Origin of the sequence: Staphylococcus sp. ZWU0021, assembly GCF_000798895.1 — a bacterium.
GTDB lineage: Bacteria > Bacillota > Bacilli > Staphylococcales > Staphylococcaceae > Staphylococcus > Staphylococcus saprophyticus.
The window spans coordinates 520,519-544,102 of the sequence record NZ_JTLN01000027.1; the positions used below are offsets into that span (position 1 = coordinate 520,519).

A 23,584-nucleotide genomic window follows, 5' to 3' on the forward strand; every position below is an offset into this window, starting at 1 on the left:
GGATTACGTTAATTATGAAAGACTTAAAGTTATCGGCACTTAACTTAGTGCCAATTCGTGAAGGTCAAAATGACCAGAATGCCATAGAAGATATGGTGACGTTAGCACAACAATTAGAATCCTTAGATTATGAGCGTTATTGGATTGCCGAACATCATAACGCGCCTAATCTAGTCAGTTCAGCGACCGCATTGTTGATCCAACACACTCTAGAACATACTTCAAAAATACGTGTTGGATCTGGAGGAATCATGTTACCTAATCATGCACCTCTGGTTGTCGCTGAACAATTCGGTACAATGGAAACAGTGTTTCCAAATCGTGTAGATTTAGGTTTAGGTCGTGCACCAGGAACAGATATGATGACGGCTAGCGCGTTAAGAAGAGACCAGCATAATGGTGTTTATGAATTCCCTGAAGAAGTTGAACAATTGGCAACTTATTTCGGACCAGCAAATAAACAGGCTTATGTTCGCGCGTATCCTGCAGTAAACAAAAACGTTCCTATTTATATACTCGGTTCTTCAACTGACTCGGCTCATTTAGCTGCGCGTAAAGGACTTCCTTATGTATTTGCGGGTCACTTTGCTCCTCAACAAATGAAAGATGCTATACAAATATATAAAGACTTATTTGAACCCTCAGAGGTATTGAGCGAACCTTATGTTATCGTTTGTTTAAACGCCATCGTCGCAGATACAGATGAGCAAGCTGAATATTTATCAACGACACAAGCGCAAGTGATGGTCAGTATAACTAGAGGAAGAATGCAGCCAGTTCAACCACCAACAGACGATTTAAGAGGTTTATTAACGCCTACTGAATTTGAATTAGCGAAACAGCGAATGGCACAATCACTCATAGGTTCAGAAGAAACTGTGAAAGCTAAATTAAATTCATTTATAGAAGAACATGGTGAGATAGATGAACTAATGGCAATCAGTTACATTTACGATCAAGATGCACAGGTAGAATCTTACCGTAAATTAAAACATGTGATTGAATCTCTATAACAGTATGTATATACAACGCTAATAAAATTCAATGCACTAGAGCGCGTAAGTGTACTATACATTGGAATATCAACTCAAGTAACAATTAAAAAGCACAACTTACTTTATAAAAGTAAGTTGTGCTTTTTATTTAATCGAATAAACTATTATTTTTCGTCTTTTTCTTTTTTATAATCTTTATTATCGTTATCACTGCCACCAGTGAATTTATCGATTTGTTCAGATGCTTGTTTAGCTTTTTCATTATCTGTATCTTTTAATTTATCTGATACTGTTTTTGCAGTTTCTTTTGCTTTTTCAAAGAAATTTTCAGCCATATGAATCGCTCCTTTTAATTAATTGAATTAGTGTAAATTATTTTTTGAATTTATCGATAACTTCATTAGCTTTATCTTTTGCATTTTCTACAAACTCTTTAGCTTTACCTGAAGTTTTATCTTCTTTACCTTCGTTTTCTAATTCTTTATTATCAGTAACGTTTCCAACTGTTTCTTTCACATTACCTTTTGCTTGTTCAAATTTATTTTCATCTGCCATAATAATTACCTCCTTGCGATATATAATATACATACCACTCAGTAAACTAATAAAACATACAAATAAAAAATTTTTGTTTTTTACTAACATAGATATATAAACTAATAAAAAATGATGGCTTACACATTAAATATAAAACATATAACCGTCTAAGTTATTAGTTTCTTTATACTCAGCTAAATATTTTAAAGATGTATTATCAAGTACATCTCTTACCGCATCTCTCATTCTGATCCAAAGCTGTTTCTGTGCAGGTGGTTCAGACTCTATGCTTTCGACAAAGGTAATTGGTCCTTCAAGTAAGCGTATAATATCACCAGCAGTAATTTCATCCGCTGGTACTCTTAATTGATAGCCACCTTTTGCACCACGAACACTTCGAATTAATCCGGCATTTCTTAATGTACCTACTAATTGCTCTAGATACAGATCACTTAAGTTGTTTTCTTCTGCTATCGATTTTAATGACACACATCCTTGACCTTCTTTTTTGGCAAGCGATATCATTAATGTTAACCCATATCTTCCTTTTGTTGAAATTTTCATTATATTACCTCACTTAATTCGAATACTATATATTAACATTCTATCATTTTTTAAGTTAATATAGAATAAGAAAGGTGTGAAAGATTTTGACAAATGAACCATTAGCTTCAAGAATGCGTCCAAATAATATCGATGAAATCATTTCTCAAGAACACTTAGTTGGACCAAAAGGAATTATTCGAAGAATGGTTGAAACTAAAAGACTTTCTTCAATGATATTTTATGGACCTCCTGGTATTGGTAAGACGAGTATCGCGAAAGCCATATCAGGAAGTACTCAATTTAAATTCAGACAGTTAAACGCTGTTACAAATACTAAAAAAGATATGCAACTCATTGTAGAAGAAGCAAAAATGTCTGGACAAGTTATTTTATTACTAGATGAAATCCACCGTTTAGATAAAGCGAAACAGGATTTTTTATTACCACATTTAGAAAATGGAAAAATTGTGTTAATCGGTGCTACGACGTCAAATCCCTATCATGCGATAAATCCTGCGATTCGATCTCGTGCTCAAATTTTCGAGTTATATCCACTTGACGAAAACGATGTCAGGGTATCATTGGATAGAGCATTAAATGATTCTGAAAGAGGTTTAGCTAGCTACAATCCAAAGGTCGATGAAAACGCTATGGCTTATTTTACAACCCAAAGTCAAGGTGACGTTAGGAGTGCATTAAATGCCTTGGAACTAGCCGTATTGAGTTCGGAAAATATTGATCAACAACGACATATTACTTTGCAAGATGCAAAAGATTGCCTACAAAAAGGCGCTTTTGTAAGTGATAAAGATGGCGACATGCATTATGATGTGATGAGTGCATTCCAAAAATCAATCCGCGGTAGTGATGTTAACGCTGCGTTACACTATCTTGCCCGTTTAATTGAAGCTGGGGATTTACCCACAATAGTTAGAAGATTACTTGTAATCAGTTTTGAAGATGTTGGACTAGCTTCTCCAAGTGCAGGTCAACGTACACTAGCTGCAATTGAATCAGCTGAAAGATTAGGTTTTCCTGAAGCTAGAATCCCATTAAGTCAAGCAGTCATAGAACTTTGTTTATCTCCAAAATCAAATTCAGGTATCAATGCGATTGATGCAGCCCTTTCCGATATTAGAAAAGGTCATGTTGGTCAAATACCAGATCATCTAAAAGACGGTCATTATGCTGGCGCAAAAGAACTTGGTCGTTCTATTGGTTATAAATATCCACATAACTATGAAAATGGTTTTGTCACACAACAATATCTACCAGATAAATTGAAAAATAGAATATACTATGAACCAAAAACAACTTCAAAAAGTGAGCAACAATTTAAAGCTGTGTTCGATCATATTAATCAATCGCAGCAAAAAAATAAAGGCTAAAGCCACATTACCTCAAATATGATGAAATCACTTTCTATTTTAATCCTTACAAATATGAAAAGCGCTAACCCAATGAAGATGGATTAGCGCTTTTTAATTTAGGCCTTATTATTACTTTTAATTGTTTAAATTAAACATCGCACAAAAATAGTCTTTTGTAGCACTTATTATTTTTTATCCTTAATTCTAGTTACAGGTATATCTTTTAAAATGTCATTAACAACGTAACTAGCACTAATTAAACCCACTACACTCGGTACAAAGGCATTAGATGAAGGTGGAATTTGTGCCTTTCTTGTTGAAGCATTTGCGTCTCCAACAGTTTCTTTAACATCTTCTCTAATGACGATTGGACTTTCATCAGAAAAGACCACTGGTATCCCTTTGGTTATACCTAATTTTTTTAATTTTCTACGAATGATTTTAGCCATAGGATCCATATATGTTTCTGAGATATCGGCAATTTGGAATTTTGTAGGATCTGTTTTATTTGCCGCACCCATGCTCGAAATCACAGAAATCCCTCTATCCAAACACTCTTTCATAAGATGAACTTTATACATAATTGTATCACTTGCATCGACAAAATAATCGATATCATAATTATTAAATAATTCCTCATATGTATCCTCAGTATAAAACATATGTAGAGGTGTCAACTTACAATCAGGATTAATAAGTTTAATGCGTTCCTCCATCAATGTTACTTTACTTTGCCCAATGGTTGTTGTCAAAGCGTGAAGTTGTCTGTTGACGTTAGTAATATCAACATCATCTTTATCTATAAGAATAATATGTCCAATATTAGTTCTTGCAAGTGCCTCAGCTGCGAATGAACCTACGCCACCTACACCTAAGATAACAACAGTCTTTTGTTTTAAAAGCGCCAGGCCTTCCTGACCGTATGCTAATTCATTTCTAGAAAATTGGTGTTTCATGTCATACTCCTTATTCATAAAAAATTATTTATTTTAAAAATCATATTGTCAAAATTATATTTTCGTCGTTCATGTATTTTAAAAGTATAGTTTATCGTTTAATATCAAAAAAATACGCAAGACCGAAGTCTTGCGTACCGATAGAGTCCGTTAGTGCCGTAGTTATAAAATGCTTGATCATTCGGCCTGCTTATAACAGGTGGGTGCCCTGTTTCTTGTTTTGCAAGTCCTCCTAAATGAGGCGTGTGCGCTGCAAGAAAACCCATTGGGCTCCCGGATCAAAGAGTGTTAGGCCCAAATATGAAGCAAACTTACGAACACTACAGATGACTACCTTATGGAATAATCATAACACAATATTAAAATATAGCAAGAATTAAAACTTCGTAAACATATTAATGACGTATACGTAATGATAGTTCTTCTAATTGATTTTCAGAAACTTCACTTGGTGCATCTGTTAATAGACACGTTGCTGAAGCCGTTTTAGGGAATGCAATCGTATCACGTAAATTCGTACGACCAGTTAATAGCATAACTAAACGGTCAAGTCCTAACGCAATACCACCATGTGGTGGTGCACCATATTTGAATGCATCAAGTAAGAAACCAAATTGTTCCTGAGCTTGTTCTTCAGTAAAGCCTAAGACTTCAAACATTTTAGCTTGCAGCTCTCCGTTATGGATTCTGATTGATCCGCCACCTAATTCGTAACCATTTAACACAACATCGTATGCATTAGCTTGTGCATTTTCAGGTTCGCTATCTAATTTTTCAATATCTTCTTGTTTTGGTGCTGTGAATGGATGATGTGCTGCAGTATAGCGTTTGAGATCTTCATCATATTCTAATAATGGCCAATCTGTTACCCACAAGAAATTCAATTTAGATTCGTCTATTAAGTCTAACTCTCTTGCAAGTTTAAGTCTAAGTGCACCTAAACTTTGAGCAACAACATTGGGTTTATCAGCAATAAATAATACTAAATCTCCAGATTCTGCATTTGTTAATGATTGTAATTTTTCAATATGTGTTGTTTCAAAGAATCTAGCGATTGGACCACTTAAACCGTCATCAACCACTTTGACCCAAGCCAATCCTTTAGCGCCATAAATATTTACAAATTCAGTTAATGCATCAATATCTTTTCTAGTATATTGATCAGCTGCCCCTTTTGCAACGATTGCTTTAACTTGGCCATCATTATTAACGGCATCTTTAAATACTTTGAAGTCCATCTCTTCGCCAAGTTCAGATACATTAATTAACTCCATTTCAAAACGTGTATCTGGTTTATCTGACCCATAACGTTCCATTGCTTCATTATATGTCATTCTTGGGAATGGACGTGGAATTTCAACATCTTTGACATCTTTTACGACATTTTGCAACATTTCTTCACCCATATCCATGACATCTTCTTGATCAACAAAGCTCATTTCGATATCGACTTGAGTGAATTCTGGTTGACGGTCGGCACGTAAATCTTCGTCACGGAAACATTTGACGATTTGATAGTATTTATCAAAACCACTAATCATTAATAACTGCTTAAAAATTTGAGGTGATTGTGGTAATGCATAAAACTCTCCATCATGTACACGAGAAGGTACAAGATAATCACGCGCACCTTCAGGCGTTGATTTAGTTAATACTGGCGTTTCGATATCAAAAAAGCCTTCTTTATCTAAATATTGTCTTATTGAACGTGTTGTTTGATGTCTCATTTTAAAAGTTTGTGCTAATTCTTGTCGTCTTAAATCAAGATATCTATATTTCAATCGAATGTTTTCATCAACATTTTGATTTTCTTCATTAATAGCAAAAGGTGGCGTTTCTGATTTATTAATGATATTGATTTCTGATACTTGCACCTCTACTTGACCCGTTGCAATTTTAGGATTGACTGTTTGAGGGTCACGTTTTTTAACTAGACCTTTAACCTCTACAACATATTCCGATCTTACAGTTTCAGCAGTTTTCAATGCTTCTTCAGAAAAATCTGGATTAAACACGATTTGTACATAACCTTCACGGTCACGTAAATCAACAAAAATTAATCCTCCCAAATCTCTACGGTTGTGTACCCAACCCTTTAATGTAACTTCTTGATCTAATAAAGATTCTGTTACTAAACCACAATATGTTGTACGTTTACTCATTTTATCTTCTCCTTATTTTTTAAAATAATTAACTAATTTATCTAAATCAACGCTTTCACTTTCACCTGTTTGCATATTTTTAACGTTAATTTTATTTTCTTGTAATTCTTGCTCACCAATAACAATTGTGTAATTAGCATTTAATCTATCCGCTTGTTTCATTTGACCCTTAACTTTACGTTGTAAGTAATCTTTATCTGCCTTAACACCATTTCGACGTAAATCATTAAGTAATTTAACTGCATATCGATCTGCTTCTTCACCCATCGTAACAATGAATAAATCAAAGTCATGTTCAGTATCTAGTTCAATGTTTTCTTCATCAAGTGCTAACAGTAACCTTTCAATACTTAAAGCAAAACCTATACCTGTTTGGTGAGGTCCATCTAATAACTCTAATAATCCATTATAACGACCGCCACCACATAAAGTTGTTATCGCACCATCATAGTTAGGATTATCAATCATTAATTCAAATGCAGTATGCGTATAATAGTCTAGGCCTCGTACCAAATTAGGGTCTTCAACATAAGGTACACCTAAGTCATCTAAATGTTGTTTGACATCTGCATAATACTGCTTAGATGTTTCATTTAAAAATTCTGTAATTCTAGGCGCAGTTTTCACTGCTTCTTTATCTTTATCTATTTTACAATCCAATATTCTCATTGGATTCGTGTGCAATCTTGATTGACAATCACTACAAAAGTCGCCAATAACTGGCTCGAAATGTTTAACTAAAGCTTCGTTATATTCATGACGTGAATCGATATCACCAATACTATTAATCACTAATTTTAAATGTTTTAACCCAAATGATTGATAAATGTGCATTGCCATAGCTAATACTTCAGCATCAACACCAGGGTTTTCAGCACCAATTGCTTCAACTCCAAATTGTGTAAATTGGCGATAACGACCTTTTTGTTTGCGTTCATATCTAAACATCGGACCATTATAATAAAGCTTAATAGGTTGATTTGGTAAACCTTGCATTTTATTTTCAATGTATGAACGAACTACTGCAGCAGTCCCTTCTGGACGTAACGTAATGCTTCTATCACCTTTATCTTTAAAAGTATACATTTCTTTTTGTACAACATCTGTAGAATCTCCTACACCACGTGCAAACAATTCAGTACTCTCAAAAATAGGTGTACGAATTTCTTGATAATTATATACTTCCATTAATTCATCTAATCTTGCTTCTATAAAACGCCATTTTTTAGTTTCATTTGGTAAAATATCTTGCGTCCCTCTAGGTATATTGATCATAGAATCTCTCCTTTTATGCAATAAAAAAACCCTTGCATGACTAATAAGTCATACAAGGGACGAATTTCCGTGTTGCCACCCTAATTGGTTATAAGTTGTAATTTATAACCCACTTCTTACGATTAACGCTCGTTACGCGGCTTTTTAAAAAGCACCTGTTCTTGTGTTATATATTTCTAACTTAATTTGCATAATTTTTCAGCCATGAATTATGTCTCTACACACTTAAAATGCTACCATTTCAATTAGAAATTTCAAGAATCATATCGGTTTTAATATAGAATTCATATTTAATGATAACGACTTTGTTAAAAATATGCAACCATTTTATTCTGAAAAATACGCCCGTAGTCCTTCAACAATTGCTTGTTCTACAATATGACGATGTAATTTTTCTGTAATCATATCTTCATCTGTTGGATTACTAATATAACCTAGCTCTAATAAGACAGCAGGGACGTTTGTTTGTCTCAATACTTGGAAGTTTTCTTGTCTTGCGCCTTTATTGGTTAATAACGCTTTCTTCTGCAAGCTCGCACTTAAGGTTTCAGCTAATACTTTTTGATTGTCTTTAAACCAATAGACTGTACTTCCATTTGCTTTGGAAGATTTAAGTGAATCATTATGTATACTAATATAAGCATCACCTTTAATATTACGGTCATCAAGTGTTACATAAGTATCAGACTCACGCGTCATACTTACTGTAGCGCCTTCTTTCTCAAGAAGTGCCTTTAATTCTTTAGCCGTTTTTAAAGTATATACTTTCTCTTTGCTTTTTTTGTGGGTATTACTTGATGCACCCTGATCACTACCACCGTGACCAGGATCAAGTACAATTGTTTTATCTTTTAATGGTTTAGCATTGGGATTCTTATCTGCTTGAATATTCAAATTGGTATGCCAACCTGCTACCCAACCTTTTTCTTTGTTATTACTGGATACAACTTCTATCCATTTACCAGTTTTGCCTATTTTATGGAAATTTTGTCCTTTGTCAATTGAATGTATTTCAGGATAAGCAGCGCTAGGTCCTGTTCTCAATTCAGCATCTTCAGTAATATAAATCGTACTACTGTCTTCGTCATTATGATTTAAGAAAGCAATGGTCATAAAAACAAAGAGTACAAATGCAACAACGACAATAAGTGTGGGGATGTTTCTAAGATTATGTTTTTCTAACCAATCATTGAACTTCTTCATATGATTTTGCCATCCTGACTTTCATAAATAATCGTTACAGGACCATCATTGGCAATATCAACAAGCATGTCTGTACCAAATTCACCGGTTAATACATTAATACCATATGAGCGTAAAGTATCATTGAATTGTTCATATAATTCATTAGCGCAATCAGGTGACATCGATTGTGTGAATCCTGGTCTATTTCCTTTTCTAACATCTGCATACAAAGTGAATTGTGAAATAGACAATATTTCTCCTTCAACTTGTTGTAAGTTTAAATTTAATTTACCATCTGCATCCTCAAATAAACGTGCATTAACAATTTTTTTCGCTAATGTAGCAATATCTGCTTCAGTTGATGATTTTCCTACACCAACTAATAAACAGTAGCCTTTATTTATTTTATTATCTACTGAGTCATTTGTGACTGAAGCGTGTTTCACTCTTTGAACTACGATTCTCATTTGGTTGCACCTCTAATTCCATACTCTAGTGACTGTGTATACATCGCCGAGCTGTTTAATTTTATCTACAACTTGGTAAACTTCATTTACATTTTTTACCATAACACTAATATTAATCACTGCATTTTTGTCAATATCTGAACGGCCTGAAACTTTGACTAAGTTGCTTTGTGTTGAATTGACAGCTTGTAATACTTCATTTAAAAGACCGTTTCTATCGTAAGCAGAAACTTCTAAATCCACTTGATAGCGTTGCGTTGAATCCTTTGAGCGTACCCATTCAACATGTATCAATCTTTCTTTTTCATTCTTGATATTTGGACAGTCCGTTCGGTGAACTTTTATGCCATGACCTTTAGTGATATATCCAACGATATCATCTCCGGGTATAGGATTACAACATTTTGATAATCTAATTAATACATTTTCAATACCTTCTACATATACACCACTATCGGTTGTAATATCATCTTTAATTGGTACAGATTTAGTAATTTCTTGTGCTTCATTCAAGGCTTTTTGTTTATCGATAATACGTTGTTTTTCAGTTAATTTATTGACTATTTGTAGTGCAGTTACGCCACCAAAGCCTACAGCTGCAAATAAATCATCTTCATTTGCAAAATTATATTTATCATTAACGACAGCGATATTATCATCCGTTAGCACGGTATCAACTCTAAAGCCTTGGTCTTTAATTTCCGCTTCAATCATGAATTTACCTTTTTCAATATTTGAAGAACGGTCTTGCTTTTTAAAGAAACTACGTATTTTACTTTTAGCACTAGATGATTTTACTATTTTCAACCAATCTCTACTAGGACCATAAGAATGTTTACTCGTTCTGATTTCTACTATATCACCAGTTTGTAACACATAATCTATCGGCTCAATTTTACCATTTACTTTTGAACCAATCATCTTATTACCTACTTCACTATGTACCGCATAGGCAAAATCGATAGGAACCGCACCATATGGTAATTCAATTACATCACTTTCTGGCGTAAATGCGTAGACTTTATCACTTTGCAAGTCAAATTTAAGAGTTTCCATAAACTCTTCAGCATCAGAAGTTGTATTATTTGTTTCAGCTAATTCCTTAATCCAATTCAATTTATTATTAAAATTTTGTGACTTCTCAGTTACTTTCTTACCTTCTTTGTATGCCCAATGTGCTGCAACACCGTGCTCTGCAATTTCATGCATTTCAAAGGTTCTTATTTGAATTTCTAATGGATCGCCATTAGGGCCCACGACTGTAGTATGTAATGACTGGTACATATTCTGCTTCGGCATAGCAATATAGTCTTTAAATCTGCCTGGCATTGGTTTCCATAATGTATGCACTAAACCTAACACAGCATAACAATCATTAATTGAATTGACGATGATACGTATTGCTAATAGATCAAAGATTTGATCAAATTGTTTCTTCTGTTTAACCATTTTTCTATAAATGCTATAGATATGTTTAGGACGACCATTAATATCCCCTACAATATTCATACTAGTTAAATCAGACTGAATTTGATTAATCGCGTTTTGAATATACTCTTCTCTTTCACTGCGTTTCTTTTTCATGAGATTCACGATTCTAAAATATTGTACAGAATCTGTATATCTTAAAGCCGTATCTTCTAATTCCCATTTAATCGTATTAATCCCTAATCGATGTGCTAATGGTGCATAAATTTCTAATGTCTCTTTAGAAATTCTAATTTGTTTTTCCCTTGGCATTGCTTTTAATGTTCTCATATTATGTAATCGGTCTGCTAATTTAACTAAGATAACTCGAACATCTTTAGCAATAGCAATAAATAATTTTCTATGATTCTCTGCTTGTTGTTCTTCTTTAGATCGATATTTCACTTTTTTTAATTTTGTTACGCCTTCAACAATTACTGCAATTTCTTCATTGAACATGCCTTTCACATCATCAAATGTATAAGGTGTATCTTCAATTACATCGTGTAAGAAACCTGCAACAATCGTTGGACCATCTAAATGCATTTCCGTTAAGATACCTGCAACTTGAATTGGATGCATAATATAAGGTAATCCATTTTTTCTAAATTGGCCTTCATGTGCTTCGTAGGCTATATGATAACTTTTTAATACAAATTCATAGTCCTCTTTTGATAAATATGATTTTGCTTTAGATAGTACTTCATCTGCACTATATGGATATTCATTGTTCACTTAAGACACCCCTATACTAAATATTAATCGCTATTAGATACCCAGTATTATATTTCGTTAGCTTCAATAGCTTCTATTCATTGTATTATTTTCGATTATAACGTTTTTTTACGTTATTAGGCCAAATTTTGTATAATAGTTATATAATACTACATGTTATTAAATAAATAAATGCGTAGGCCATACGAATAATAAAATCCAGTTTAAAATTATTCTAATTTTCATTTCAAAGTATCATTTAGAACAGTCTATATTTGAATAAATAAAAAAGCCAGATAGCACATGCCTTAAAATGTGCATATCTGACTTCTTTTACTAGATTAATTTAATCTTCATATGAAATTAAACTCATTACATCATAGTCTTTAATTTTTTCAATACCGTTTAAGTATTTTAATTCTATTATGAATGCGATGCCAACAACAATGCCACCTAATTTTTCAACAAGTTTAATAGCAGCTTCAATTGTTCCACCTGTAGCAAGTAAATCATCCGTGATTAATACACGTTGTCCTGGTTTTATAGCATCTTTGTGCATTGTTAACACATTCGTGCCATATTCTAAATCATATTCATAACGGATAACTTCGCGTGGAAGTTTGCCTTCTTTACGCACTGGTGCAAAACCAATGCCCATTGAATATGCCACTGGACATCCAATGATGAAACCACGCGCTTCAGGTCCAACAATAATATCTACGTCTCTAAGTTTCGCATATTCAACAATTTGATCAGTAGCGTAACCATACGCTTCTCCATTATCCATAATTGTCGTTATGTCTTTAAAATTCACACCCGGTTTTGGCCAATCTTCAACTTCAGATACATATTGTTTTAAATCCATTCAAACTTCCTCCTATTTATCTACCAGTTCAGTTTTAATCCATTTTTTTAAATTAGCGAAATCATCATAGAGAAGCACTTTTTCAACTTCTATTCTATCTAGTCTGCCTTGATAGTATTTACTAGATTCTATTTCTCTCTTTGTTGAAACACTATTCATTTTAATTATACCATTTTCATCTTTTATAAACTCTAAATCAAGAAAAACTTTTAGAATGAATTTAAGCATACTTGGTTGTATATTTAAAAATTGGCATAATTGCATGCCTTCTTTAGCTAAATCTGTTTCTTTTTTAGTTGCCAATGCTTTAAAGCATTTTTTGAATGTTTTCATTTTGGGCATACCTTCAAAATAAATTGAGCGTTCGTGATTAAGCACCAAGTATATTTGAGAAACATCAACTGTTTTAAGTGTTGTTTTTATAGCTTGAATTGAAGGTGGTAAATCTCTAAATACATATTTATCATATGATTGGTCAATTGTATCACCATAGTAGTAATAATTATCATCTAATTTTTCACTCTTGTTATGAATGAGATATGCAACGTTACTTGAGTCTTGTTCAAATCCACTCACTTTACTTTTGCTTCTATAATCTAAAATTTGTAAATTATTACTTGCTAAATCTTGAATCATAAATTGTGGAGATTGAAATCCGTTCCATTCATTTATTTGAAGTGTACCTATTACATTTATAGGTTGCTGTTCTCCTAGTTCTTTCACAAGATGACCATTCTGCCAAAAAATAGCTTGCAATTGGCTATCACCTAATACCATTTTCAAATGTTTTTTATCTTGGCCAATGGCTTTAGCTTGATTGACTATGACGCCTTCTAATTCAAAACATGGGCTTGAAAAGTCAGTACCAAATGGTCTAAGTCTTTGAATATCTTGAATATTCTTGATTGTTATATCTGTTTCTGCTACTTTAACATCCACTTTTTTACGCGGTTCTAGTGATGTTGTTGATGCTAATTGTGCCATCCAATCATTTAAGCCTTGTCTTAAACTTTCGATATTTTCAATTGGCATTGTGATTCCAGCAGCCATATGATGCCCACCAAATTTTGAAATTAAATCTGAATGTGCATTTAAAATTTCAAACATTGAGACTTGTTCTATACTGCGTGCAGAACCTTTCGCATGATCTTGTGCTTCATCAATATTTAAAATCAATGTTGGTAAGCTATATGTTTCTACTATCTTAGATGCAACAATGCCAAGTACACCTTCATGCCAATCTGCCTGTGCTAAAAGTAAAAACTTTGTCCCTTGTTTGACTTGATCCTCAGCAGCAGCTAATGCTTCTTCTGTAATTTGGGCAACGATATCTTTTCGTTCTTGATTAAAGAATTCAACTTGTTCTGCTAAAAATTCTGCTTCTTCATCATTATCAGTCATCAATAACTCAGCAGCTAATGCTGCATCTTCGAGTCTACCTACCGCATTCAATCTTGGGCCAATAATAAATCCGATCGTTTCTTCCGTAATTACATCATTATAACCCGCTTGTTTAAGTATTGCCTTAATTGATGCTGGACAATGATCGTTTAGTATTTCTAAACCTTTTTGGACTAAAGCTCTGTTTTCATCAGTTAATGATACCAAATCGGCAACCGTTCCAATAGCAACTAATCCAAGAAAATAAGCTGGCGGTTCATCTAATAAATTTTGCGCTAATTTATATGCAACACCAGCACCACATAAATATTTAAAGGGATAGTCAAACTCAGGATGCATTGGATGGACAATAGCAAACGCACTAGGCATTGTTCTACCAATTTCATGATGATCTGTAACAATAACATCGACACCTAAATCTTGAATCATCTGTATTTCATCATGACCTTGTATACCATTATCTACTGTTATTATTAAGGAAATACCTTCCTCATGTGCATTTTTAAAAGCCATTTCATTGGGACCGTAGCCTTCTGAAAATCGATTGGGTATATACCAACCAACATGTGCGCCTAATGCTTTTAATGTTTCTACTAATATTGTTGTTGATGTTACACCATCTGCATCGTAGTCACCATAAACTAATATTTTTTGATTTTGATCGATGGCTAAATTAATACGTTCTATGGCTTTTTCCATATCGCTCATCAACCAAGCATCATGCATAACTTGTTTATTTTTTAATAATTGATCTATCGCTGCTTTATCGGTAATTTCTTTACTCTCTAATATTTTTTTTACAATAGGAGTTAGTTTTAAATCTAATGAAACATCCTCTGTAATTTCATTTTCTGGTGATTTAACGTCCCAAGTATATTTTGATTTAATCATACTATTCTCCCTCATTTCCACAAGTCATTATACAAAAGAAATCCAAAAATAAAAAGTGGTTCCATTTAAAAATAAAAATCAAGTGCCTGAACAAAGATATAGTTACTACTTTGATAAAGAAAAACGACCTTCTACAATTTATGCAGAAAGCCGTTTCACTATAATTTCAATGACTGATTGTTTATACTAAAATCTTTTCATCATTTGATTTTTTCTCTTTATGAACAATGATTTTGTTATTGTCTGATTTCTTAAGCTGTCGTTTCTTCATAATACCCCATAGCGGTACTGCAATAAATACAGATGAGAATACGCCTGAAATTAATCCAATTAATAAAGCTAATGAGAAGTTAAAGATACTTGGCGCACCGAAAATCAACAATGCAATTACAACAATAAGTACAGTTAGTACAGTATTAATAGAACGTGTCATTGTTTGACGTATAGATCTATTAACAATGTCATCAATTTGTTCATTTTTAGTAATCACTTTTACTTTGTGTAAGTTTTCCCGTACCCTATCGAATGTAACAATCGTATCATTGATAGAATAACCAATTATTGTAAGAACTGCTGCGATAAACGTAATATCGATTTCTATTCTAAATAGACTGAAGACGGCAACTATCATAAAGGCATCATGTAGCAATGCAAGTACAGATGACAGACCCATTCGCCATTCGAATCTAAATGTAATATAAATGATGATACCAATCGCTGCGTAAATGAGTGCTAACATTGCATTTTTAGCTAATTCTTGTCCTATAACTGGTGATACAGTGTTCACAGTCGGTTTATTACCAAATGATTGGTCTACCGTATCTTGAATTTTAGAAACTTCGTCTTTAGACAAGTCATGCTTAAATTGTACTGTTGCGTTTTTATCATTTTCACCAAGAGAAACTTGATCCGGTTTAAAGCCTTTACTTTCTAAAGTATTTGTAACTTTATTCTCGTCGACTTTATTATTAGATTCAAAATCAACTCGAGTACCACTTGTAAAATCAATACCTAAATTTAATCTGAAAATAAATAATATGATAGCACCCACAACAATAATAAGCACGCTTAAACCTAATAAAGGTTTTGCTAATTTCATAAAATCAATGCGCTCGTATGGTGTTTTCAAGTCATGTATTTCTTTTTCTTCATTAGCGTTATGGATATTTTTCTTACTAACACCAAATAGCCATTTGGATTTCTTAAAGAAATTAGATGATATTAATAACGATAATAACCATCTTGATAAGAATACTGCCGTTACGAAAATCATTAGGATACCTAATAATAACATCGTTGCGAAACCTTTAACAGAACTTTCACCAAAGAAGAATAACACTGCTGCTGCAATGACTGTAGTCAGCTGTGCATCGACAATAGTTAAGAAAGAGCTCTTATTAGCTTTTTTATAGGCTTGTTTAAGCGTTCGCCCAATCTTCAATTCATCTTTGATCCGCTCATACATTATAATATTAGCATCGACTGCCATACCTACACCAAGTACTAACGCAGCTAATCCTGGCAATGTTAATACACCAGAAATAAAGTTAAACGCTATTAATGTTAAATAAATGTAAGTTGTTAAAGCGATAACTGCAACTAATCCCGGTAAACGATAGAAACCTAACATAAATAGGTAAATAACAGCAATACCAATTGCAGCCGCTAATACAGTTTTATCTAAAGCGTCTTGACCAAATTGTGCACCTACAGAATTTGAGTATATTTCTTTAAGGTCTACTGGTAATGAACCAGAATTTAATAAATCAGCGATTTGTTTTGCTTTCTCTACGCCTTCTTCACCATTGAAACCACCAGAAATTTCCACACTATCTGAGTTAATCGGTTTGTCTACAGACGCTGCAGAAACGTATTTAGGATCTTTTTTATCCATTTCTTTATGGTAAGTATCACCTTTTTCATGATCTAACCATACAACCATGACATTTTCATCTTTTTTAGAAATTTCTTCAGTTACTTTTTTAAATTTATCGCTATCTTTTAATTTAAAAGTAACTGCTGGTTGATTTGTATTTTGCTTGAATTCTTGTTTAGCTGACCCTTGTTGAATATCTTTACCTGTCAGTTTGACATTGTCATCAGCATCACGAATCGTTAAATTCGCTTGTGAAGATAAGATATCGCGGGCTTGAGATTGATTTTTCACACCTGCTAGCTGCACACGAATTCTATTATTATCTTCGACTTGTATTTTAGGCTCTGAAACCCCTAAGACATTGACACGGTTTTCAAGCGTCTTAGCTGTCGCTTTTACCGCTTTATCATCTATCTTATCGCCTTTTTGTAAAGGATCAACTTGATACAAGACTTCAAATCCACCTTGTAGGTCTAATCCAAGATTGACATCTTTAACTACGTTCTTATATGTAAGTCCCATGCCTGCAAACAACAGAACTACAAGTAATATGAACGCAACTATTCTACTACTTTTCTTCACTTGAACACCTCATTGTAAGCTTATGTTTTAAGAATACTCGATTAAATTATATTAATGCAAGTTTAATGAAACTAGAAAATTTTACTCAACAACCTTATATATCTTAACATATTACAACGAGTGTAAAAACTAACTCAACTAAATTAACCTTGTATATTTCATTGTAACGATAGCAAAGCCCAGTTTTGACTAACATTCGTATAATGTTAAATATATGGTATTACATTAAATTATAACACTCTATAGCGTTAAAGGTCTTACTTGTCATTATAACTAGCTGAAGGTAACCTAATAACCAACATCATCTTATTATATATTAGATCAATTTGATTAAAAGATATAAAAAAAGAACTGATATAAACATATCAGTTCTAACATTTATTATGAAGGATCAACTTGTTTAATAGCTGGTTTTTCTAAAGTGATTTCAGTACCATTACCATTTAAAGTTAATACAACTGTTGTTTCGTCAACACTACGAACCGTACCTTTGATACCGCCGATTGTTGTAACACGTTGACCTGAGCTTACTTGACTAATCATTTCACGATGCTCTTTAGCCTTTTTTTGTTGTGGTCTAATTAAGAAGAACCACATTAATACTAATAATAATATTGGTAATATCAATGAAGTAAATTGCATTATTTTTTCTCCCTTTTAAAAGTTTTTTGGGTTTTCAACATTAAGTCCATACTGTTCAAAGAATTCTTCTTTAAAATCTAGAAGGCGATCTTCACGAATTGCTTGTCGGATATTTTCCATTAATTTCAGCAAGAAATGTAAATTATGATAAGTAGTAAGACGTATTCCAAAAGTTTCTTCTGCTTTTATTAAATGTCTTATGTATGCCCTACTATAATTTTTACAAGTATAGCAATCGCAATTATCATCAAGTGGTCCCAAATCTTCAGCGTATTTGGCATTTTTAATGATTACACGACCATGAGAAGTCATACAAGTACCATTACGCGCTATACGTGTTGGTAATACACAGTCAAACATATCCATGCCTCTAATACTACATTCTATTAATGCGTCAGGCGAGCCAACGCCCATTAAATAACGTGGTTTATCTTTGGGCATAAATTGTTCCGTATGGTGTACCATATCGTACATCACTGGTTTAGGTTCTCCTACAGACAATCCGCCAATCGCATATCCAGGAAAATCTAAAGCTACTAACTCCTCAGCGCTTTGCTTTCTAAGATCTTTATATTCTCCACCTTGTATGATACCAAACAAGGCTTGATCCTCTGGTCTCGAATGTGCTTTAAGACAGCGTTCTGCCCATCTTGTTGTTCTTTCAATCGAGTCTTTCACATATTTATATTCAGCTGGCATAGGTGGACATTCATCAAATGCCATCATGATATCTGAACCTAAGTCATTTTGAATCTGCATAGATTTTTCAGGACTTAAAAATAGTTTAGATCCATTTGTATGATGGCGAAATTCTACACCTTCCTCAGTAATCTTTCTTAAATTACTTAAACTAAATACTTGGAAACCACCAGAATCTGTCAGTATTGGACCATTCCAGTTCATGAACTGATGTAACCCCCCACTCTTTCTGATAATATCATTTCCCGGTTGTAACCACAAATGATATGTATTACCTAGTATAATCTTAGTTTCCATTTGATGTAATTCTTCTGGACTCATTGTTTTTACGGTTGCTTTCGTTCCAACAGGCATAAACATTGGTGTTTCAAACGAACCATGAGGTGTATGAACGATACCTAGTCTTGCACCTGATTGTTTACAAGTTTTAATATGCTCATATGTAACAGCTGGCGTTGGCATATAAAATCCCCTTTCATTCCCTAAATAATTAACATTGCATCTCCAAAACTAAAAAATCTATATTCTGAAGCTACAGCGTGATTGTAAGCATTAATGATATAATCTCTAGAACTAAAAGCAGACACAAGCATAACGAGTGTTGATTTTGGTAAGTGGAAATTGGTAATTAATCCGTCAATTGCTTTAAAATTAAATCCAGGGAAGATAAAAATATCTGTCCATCCACTTTTAGCGACAAATCTATCACTTGATTGCATAATTGTTTCTAAAGTTCTTGTAGAAGTCGTACCAACAGAAATAATTCGATTACCATTGTCTCTTGTACTATTTAAAAGGTTTGCTGTAGCTTCATCCATTTGATAATATTCACTATGCATTTCATGATCATCGATATTATCTACACTAACTGGTCTAAATGTTCCTAGACCTACATGTAATGTAATAAAAGCTATATTTACACCTTGAGCTTTAATACGTTCTAACAATTCATCTGTGAAATGCAATCCTGCAGTGGGTGCTGCTGCCGATCCTGATGCTTTAGCATATACAGTTTGATAACGTTCTTGATCATCTAACCGTTCTTTAATATATGGTGGCAATGGCATTTCACCTAGCTCATCCAAACGCTCTTGAAGGATACCATCATAGTGCAATCGCATGATACGACCACCTTGATCCAGTTCTTCAATGCATTCGGCTATGATTTTCCCTTCACCAAAGGTCAATTTGTTACCAACCTTAATTCTTTTAGCTGGTTTTAATAATACTTCCCAATCATTGCCTTCGATTTGAGTAAGCATTAACATTTCTACCTTAGCACCTGTTTCTTCTTTCATTCCAAATAAACGTGCTGGCATAACCCTTGTATCATTTAATACAAGTGTATCCCCTTCATTAAGGTAATCTGTGACATCTTTAAAATGTTTATGTTCAATATTACCAGATTGTCTGCCAAGAATTAGCAATCTACTTTCATCTCTGTTCTTCAGAGGTGTTTGTGCAATTAATGCTTCAGGCAAGTGATAATCAAATGCTTCAATATCCAAACTTATTCCTTCTTTCTATTCTTCTTGCTAAAATGTTCAAATGCATAAGGTGTCGCTTTTCTACCTCTTGGTGTACGTTCTATAAATCCTTTTTGAATTAAAAATGGCTCGTAAACATCTTCGATAGTTACACGTTCTTCACCAATCGAAACTGCAATCGTATCTAAGCCAACAGGGCCACCTTTATATTGTTCTAAAATACAATTCATCATTTTATGATCAATATAATCTAAACCTTCATCATCAACTTGAAGTAATTGTAATGAAGCTCTTGTTGTGGCAATACTTATTAATTCATCTTCGTTGACTTGTTGGAAATCACGCACGCGTTTCAACAACCTATTTGCTACTCTTGGTGTACCACGACTACGTTTAGCTAACTCAATTGCACTTTCGTCGTCAATGGAGGTACCTAAAACTTCTGCCGTACGTACGATGATTTCTTTTAATTCAAGCTCTTGGTAATACTCAAGTCTTAAATGTACACCAAATCTATCTCGTAATGGTGCAGTTAAGCTACCAGCTCTTGTTGTGGCACCAATTAGCGTGAAAGGCGGTAAGTCAATTCTAATACTCCGTGCTTCCTCACCTTTACCAATGACAATATCTAAAAAGAAATCCTCCATCGCCGGATACAATACTTCTTCAACAACGCTACTCAATCTATGAATTTCATCTATAAATAGCACATCTCCAGGTTGTAAACTTGAAAGAATTGCAGCCAAATCACCCGGCCGTTCTATAGAAGGGCCTGAAATGATTCTGATATTTACTTCCATTTCATTGGCTATAATATTTGATAATGTTGTTTTACCTAAACCAGGGGGACCAAATAATAAAACATGATCTAACGGTTCTTGTCGCATTTTGGCAGCTTTAATAAACACTTCTAAATTTGACTTAATCGTAGATTGTCCAATATATTGGCGTAGTTTCGTTGGTCTTAAAGATAACTCAAATGAAGATTCTTCATCATGCATAGATTGATCAACCATTCTATCATCCATTTTTTTACCCCCTTTTTAAATATAATTGTATATTTATGCTATAAGTAATTGTAAGCCTCGTTTAACCGCATCGTCTACTGAGTCAAATGTTTCTTTACTCAATGATTTTTCAACTTTTGTTAATTCTCGTTTAGAGTACCCTAAAGCTTCTAGAGCAAGCAAAGCTTCTTTAATAATCGGTGCATTAGCGTGGTCCTGAGTATCCATATTTAAAATTTGGCCACTGTCTACATCATTAATTTGGACCTTGCCTTTAAGATCCAATACAATTTGTCTCGCTGTTTTTTTGCCTATGCCAGGAAATTTTGTTAAGTAAGCATCATTTTCATTTTCAATTGCTATTTTGACATCGTTTGGTGAACTACTTGCGAGTATAGCCAATGCTGATTTAGGTCCGATGCCAGTTACCTTAATTAGGCTTAAAAACATATCTTTTTCTTCTTGATTTATAAAACCGTAAAGCAATTGTGCATCTTCTCGCACGATAAGTGATGTATGTACAACCACTTCATGGTCCATGTATTTCTGAAAACGATAAGAATTTGGCGTTTGTATTTCATAACCAACACCTGAAGCCTCAACAACTACGTGTGTAGGGTTTAATTCAGTTAATGTGCCTTTAATATATGCGTACATGAATACACTTCCTTATATAGTCATACTAATTAATTCCACTTTAGAAACATGATCAACGATTCTTAATGCTTCCATTACATCATCAATCTCTAAATCGGTACTTGTAGCATCCAATGAAAGTGTGATGGTTGCTCTACCTTCCATCGGTATACTTTGATGAATTGTCAAGATAGATAAATCTAAATTCGATAATGTATTCAGTACTTCTGCTAACATGCCTACAATATCATTTACGTATAATATCAACGTAAACTCTCTTGTTGATTCGATTTTTTCATCAATTGGAAATATCGTATCTCTGTATTTATAGAATGCACTTCTTGATAAATCAAATTGCTTAACAGCTTCAAATATGGACAGTGATGGATCATTTTTTAAGACTTCTTTTATCTTTAAAGTTTTCACAACAGATTCAGGTAATACATCCTCACGAATTAAGTAAAACTTTTTGTAATCTTTTTTGTCCATATTATGCACTCCTATTCAACAAATTCAAATTCTCCACCTAAAATTCTCACGATATCACCATTTCTACAACCACGTGCTCTTAAAGCATCATCAATACCCATTGAGCGCATTTGACGTGCGAAACGACGTACTGCTGGATCACTATTGAAATCAGTCATCTTGAACATTCTTTCAATTGCCTTACCACTAACAACGTATGCAGCATCATCATCTCTAGTAATAGTGAATTTATCTTGACTAGGCGTATGTTTATAAACAACTCTATTCACACCTAAATCTTCTTCCTCATCTTTACTGAAGTCAATGTCTTTAACTGCTTCTAATTTATCAGCAATCGCATAAAGTAATTCATCTATGTGGTCATGCTTAAATGTAGAAAGCGGTATAATGTGTACTGAATCGTCGTTTATTTCTTCTTTGAATAAAGCTAAATTATCTTCTGCATTCGGCATATCCATCTTATTTGCTACCACTATTTGTGGTCTTTCTTCTAAACGATGTTCATATGCGCTTAATTCTTCGTTAATTACTTTATAATCTTCATAGGGATCTCGTCCTTCAGAACCACTCATATCTATCATATGTACGATTACTTTAGTACGTTCAACATGTTTTAAAAATTGATGCCCTAATCCAACACCTTCGGAAGCACCTTCAATCAGACCTGGTAAGTCAGCCATAACAAAGCTTCTTTGATCTTTAGTAGATACTACACCTAAATTTGGTTTAATTGTAGTAAAGTGGTATGCTCCAATTTTAGGTTTAGCTTTAGAAACGATAGATAACAATGTTGATTTACCGACACTCGGAAAACCTACAAGTCCAACATCCGCAAGTAATTTCAACTCTAAGGTTACTTCAATTTCCTCGCCAGGTTCTCCGTTTTCACTAAAATCAGGCGCAGGGTTTCTTGGTGACGCAAATCGAGAGTTTCCGCGTCCTCCACGTCCCCCCTTAGCTACAACGGCACGTTGGCCATTTTCAACTAAATCTGCTAATACTTCTTCAGAATCTGCACTTTTAATAATAGTGCCTGGTGGTACCTTCAAGACAAGGGGTTCAGCGTTTTTACCGTGCATATTGCTGCTTTGACCACCGTCACCTCTTTTAGCTTTGAAATGTGTTTGGTATCTAAAATCCAATAAAGTTCGTAAGCCTTCATCAACTTCAAATATAATAGACGCGCCATCTCCACCGTCACCACCGGCTGGCCCACCAAATGGTACATATTTTTCTCTGCGATAAGCTGTAATACCATTACCACCATCGCCTGCTTTAAGCGATATTTTAACTTGATCAACAAACATGATTTCACCTCTTTTTTTCAAATTTTAA

General features: G+C 33.7%; 21 protein-coding genes and 1 other RNA gene. 2 read left to right on the forward strand and 20 right to left on the reverse strand.

What is annotated here, in order from left to right; all coding sequences use genetic code 11:
• Positions 1-14: 14 nt before the first annotated feature.
• Complete coding sequence (locus L987_RS07950; protein WP_047503952.1) at positions 15-1,013, forward strand: LLM class flavin-dependent oxidoreductase; 999 nt, start codon at positions 15-17, stop codon at positions 1,011-1,013.
• Positions 1,014-1,159: 146 nt separating this feature from the next.
• Here the strand turns inward: L987_RS07950 and L987_RS13910 are convergent, their stop codons facing one another.
• From L987_RS13910 to cymR, 3 genes are all read right to left on the reverse strand, one after another.
• On the reverse strand, positions 1,160-1,330 hold the full coding sequence (locus tag L987_RS13910) for a hypothetical protein (protein ID WP_164905595.1): 171 nt from the start codon (positions 1,328-1,330) through the stop codon (positions 1,160-1,162).
• Positions 1,331-1,367: 37 nt separating this feature from the next.
• Positions 1,368-1,550, reverse strand: a complete 183-nt coding sequence (locus L987_RS07955) for a CsbD family protein (RefSeq protein WP_002483111.1) — start codon at positions 1,548-1,550, stop codon at positions 1,368-1,370.
• 126 nt (positions 1,551-1,676) lie between these two features.
• The gene (gene cymR, locus L987_RS07960; RefSeq protein ID WP_002483110.1) at positions 1,677-2,096 is read right to left on the reverse strand and encodes a cysteine metabolism transcriptional regulator CymR; all 420 of its coding nucleotides are present in this window, start codon (positions 2,094-2,096) and stop codon (positions 1,677-1,679) included.
• Positions 2,097-2,182: 86 nt separating this feature from the next.
• Between cymR and L987_RS07965 the strand changes: the two genes are divergently transcribed.
• Positions 2,183-3,466: a replication-associated recombination protein A gene (locus L987_RS07965; RefSeq protein ID WP_047503955.1), complete on the forward strand. Its 1,284-nt coding sequence runs from the start codon at positions 2,183-2,185 to the stop codon at positions 3,464-3,466.
• A 167-nt stretch (positions 3,467-3,633) separates the two neighbouring features.
• Here L987_RS07965 and L987_RS07970 read toward each other — a convergent pair whose 3' ends face one another.
• The 17 genes from L987_RS07970 to obgE all read right to left on the reverse strand — a co-directional run bounded on the left by L987_RS07970 (position 3,634) and on the right by obgE (position 23,556).
• Positions 3,634-4,404: a tRNA threonylcarbamoyladenosine dehydratase gene (locus tag L987_RS07970; RefSeq protein ID WP_047503958.1), complete on the reverse strand. Its 771-nt coding sequence runs from the start codon at positions 4,402-4,404 to the stop codon at positions 3,634-3,636.
• A 140-nt stretch (positions 4,405-4,544) separates the two neighbouring features.
• Positions 4,545-4,736, reverse strand: a non-coding RNA gene (ssrS, locus tag L987_RS13510) — 6S RNA.
• A gap of 63 nt (positions 4,737-4,799) precedes the next feature.
• Positions 4,800-6,566 carry an aspartate--tRNA ligase gene (gene aspS, locus L987_RS07975; protein ID WP_047503960.1) on the reverse strand — a complete coding sequence of 589 codons (1,767 nt, stop codon included), beginning with the start codon at positions 6,564-6,566 and terminating at the stop codon, positions 4,800-4,802.
• A gap of 12 nt (positions 6,567-6,578) precedes the next feature.
• The gene (hisS, locus tag L987_RS07980; protein ID WP_011302956.1) at positions 6,579-7,841 is read right to left on the reverse strand and encodes a histidine--tRNA ligase; all 1,263 of its coding nucleotides are present in this window, start codon (positions 7,839-7,841) and stop codon (positions 6,579-6,581) included.
• A 327-nt stretch (positions 7,842-8,168) separates the two neighbouring features.
• Complete coding sequence (locus L987_RS07985) at positions 8,169-9,044, reverse strand: N-acetylmuramoyl-L-alanine amidase (RefSeq protein WP_047503963.1); 876 nt, start codon at positions 9,042-9,044, stop codon at positions 8,169-8,171.
• Positions 9,041-9,493 carry a D-aminoacyl-tRNA deacylase gene (gene dtd / locus L987_RS07990; RefSeq protein WP_011302954.1) on the reverse strand — a complete coding sequence of 151 codons (453 nt, stop codon included), beginning with the start codon at positions 9,491-9,493 and terminating at the stop codon, positions 9,041-9,043. Before dtd ends, L987_RS07985 begins: the two co-directional genes overlap by 4 nt.
• Before the next feature lie 12 nt (positions 9,494-9,505).
• Positions 9,506-11,695, reverse strand: coding sequence for a RelA/SpoT family protein (locus L987_RS07995; protein ID WP_002483103.1), 2,190 nt, complete (start codon positions 11,693-11,695; stop codon positions 9,506-9,508).
• A 325-nt stretch (positions 11,696-12,020) separates the two neighbouring features.
• Positions 12,021-12,539, reverse strand: coding sequence for an adenine phosphoribosyltransferase (locus tag L987_RS08000; protein ID WP_002483102.1), 519 nt, complete (start codon positions 12,537-12,539; stop codon positions 12,021-12,023).
• Positions 12,540-12,551: 12 nt separating this feature from the next.
• Entirely contained in the window at positions 12,552-14,831 is a 2,280-nt protein-coding gene (recJ, locus tag L987_RS08005) for a single-stranded-DNA-specific exonuclease RecJ (protein WP_047503964.1), read from the reverse strand.
• A gap of 181 nt (positions 14,832-15,012) precedes the next feature.
• A complete protein-coding gene (gene secDF / locus L987_RS08010) occupies positions 15,013-17,289 on the reverse strand; it encodes a protein translocase subunit SecDF (RefSeq protein WP_047503968.1) in 2,277 nt (758 codons plus the stop codon).
• Between the two features lie 381 nt (positions 17,290-17,670).
• Positions 17,671-17,931 (reverse strand): preprotein translocase subunit YajC, encoded by a 261-nt coding sequence (gene yajC, locus L987_RS08015; protein WP_011302951.1) that lies wholly within the window; start codon positions 17,929-17,931, stop codon positions 17,671-17,673.
• 15 nt (positions 17,932-17,946) lie between these two features.
• The gene (gene tgt, locus L987_RS08020) at positions 17,947-19,092 is read right to left on the reverse strand and encodes a tRNA guanosine(34) transglycosylase Tgt (RefSeq protein ID WP_011302950.1); all 1,146 of its coding nucleotides are present in this window, start codon (positions 19,090-19,092) and stop codon (positions 17,947-17,949) included.
• A 20-nt stretch (positions 19,093-19,112) separates the two neighbouring features.
• Positions 19,113-20,138, reverse strand: coding sequence for a tRNA preQ1(34) S-adenosylmethionine ribosyltransferase-isomerase QueA (gene queA, locus L987_RS08025; protein ID WP_047503971.1), 1,026 nt, complete (start codon positions 20,136-20,138; stop codon positions 19,113-19,115).
• Between the two features lie 2 nt (positions 20,139-20,140).
• Positions 20,141-21,145, reverse strand: coding sequence for a Holliday junction branch migration DNA helicase RuvB (ruvB, locus tag L987_RS08030; protein WP_047503974.1), 1,005 nt, complete (start codon positions 21,143-21,145; stop codon positions 20,141-20,143).
• Positions 21,146-21,178: 33 nt separating this feature from the next.
• Complete coding sequence (ruvA, locus tag L987_RS08035; protein ID WP_047503977.1) at positions 21,179-21,781, reverse strand: Holliday junction branch migration protein RuvA; 603 nt, start codon at positions 21,779-21,781, stop codon at positions 21,179-21,181.
• A 12-nt stretch (positions 21,782-21,793) separates the two neighbouring features.
• On the reverse strand, positions 21,794-22,249 hold the full coding sequence (locus tag L987_RS08040) for an ACT domain-containing protein (RefSeq protein WP_011302947.1): 456 nt from the start codon (positions 22,247-22,249) through the stop codon (positions 21,794-21,796).
• Positions 22,250-22,260: 11 nt separating this feature from the next.
• Positions 22,261-23,556 (reverse strand): GTPase ObgE, encoded by a 1,296-nt coding sequence (obgE, locus tag L987_RS08045; RefSeq protein ID WP_047503980.1) that lies wholly within the window; start codon positions 23,554-23,556, stop codon positions 22,261-22,263.
• Positions 23,557-23,584: the final 28 nt, after the last annotated feature.

Coding starts and splice junctions, on each gene's coding strand:
- L987_RS07950 (WP_047503952.1), top strand. CDS start 15: ATGAAAGACTTAAAGTTATCGGCACTTAACTTAGTGCCAATTCGTGAA.
- L987_RS13910 (WP_164905595.1), bottom strand. CDS start 1,330: ATGGCTGAAAATTTCTTTGAAAAAGCAAAAGAAACTGCAAAAACAGTA.
- L987_RS07955 (WP_002483111.1), bottom strand. CDS start 1,550: ATGGCAGATGAAAATAAATTTGAACAAGCAAAAGGTAATGTGAAAGAA.
- cymR (WP_002483110.1), bottom strand. CDS start 2,096: ATGAAAATTTCAACAAAAGGAAGATATGGGTTAACATTAATGATATCG.
- L987_RS07970 (WP_047503958.1), bottom strand. CDS start 4,404: ATGAAACACCAATTTTCTAGAAATGAATTAGCATACGGTCAGGAAGGC.
- aspS (WP_047503960.1), bottom strand. CDS start 6,566: ATGAGTAAACGTACAACATATTGTGGTTTAGTAACAGAATCTTTATTA.
- hisS (WP_011302956.1), bottom strand. CDS start 7,841: ATGATCAATATACCTAGAGGGACGCAAGATATTTTACCAAATGAAACT.
- L987_RS07985 (WP_047503963.1), bottom strand. CDS start 9,044: ATGAAGAAGTTCAATGATTGGTTAGAAAAACATAATCTTAGAAACATC.
- dtd (WP_011302954.1), bottom strand. CDS start 9,493: ATGAGAATCGTAGTTCAAAGAGTGAAACACGCTTCAGTCACAAATGAC.
- L987_RS08000 (WP_002483102.1), bottom strand. CDS start 12,539: ATGGATTTAAAACAATATGTATCTGAAGTTGAAGATTGGCCAAAACCG.
- recJ (WP_047503964.1), bottom strand. CDS start 14,831: ATGATTAAATCAAAATATACTTGGGACGTTAAATCACCAGAAAATGAA.
- yajC (WP_011302951.1), bottom strand. CDS start 17,931: ATGCAATTTACTTCATTGATATTACCAATATTATTATTAGTATTAATG.
- tgt (WP_011302950.1), bottom strand. CDS start 19,092: ATGCCAACGCCAGCTGTTACATATGAGCATATTAAAACTTGTAAACAA.
- ruvB (WP_047503974.1), bottom strand. CDS start 21,145: ATGGATGATAGAATGGTTGATCAATCTATGCATGATGAAGAATCTTCA.
- ruvA (WP_047503977.1), bottom strand. CDS start 21,781: ATGTACGCATATATTAAAGGCACATTAACTGAATTAAACCCTACACAC.
- L987_RS08040 (WP_011302947.1), bottom strand. CDS start 22,249: ATGGACAAAAAAGATTACAAAAAGTTTTACTTAATTCGTGAGGATGTA.
- obgE (WP_047503980.1), bottom strand. CDS start 23,556: ATGTTTGTTGATCAAGTTAAAATATCGCTTAAAGCAGGCGATGGTGGT.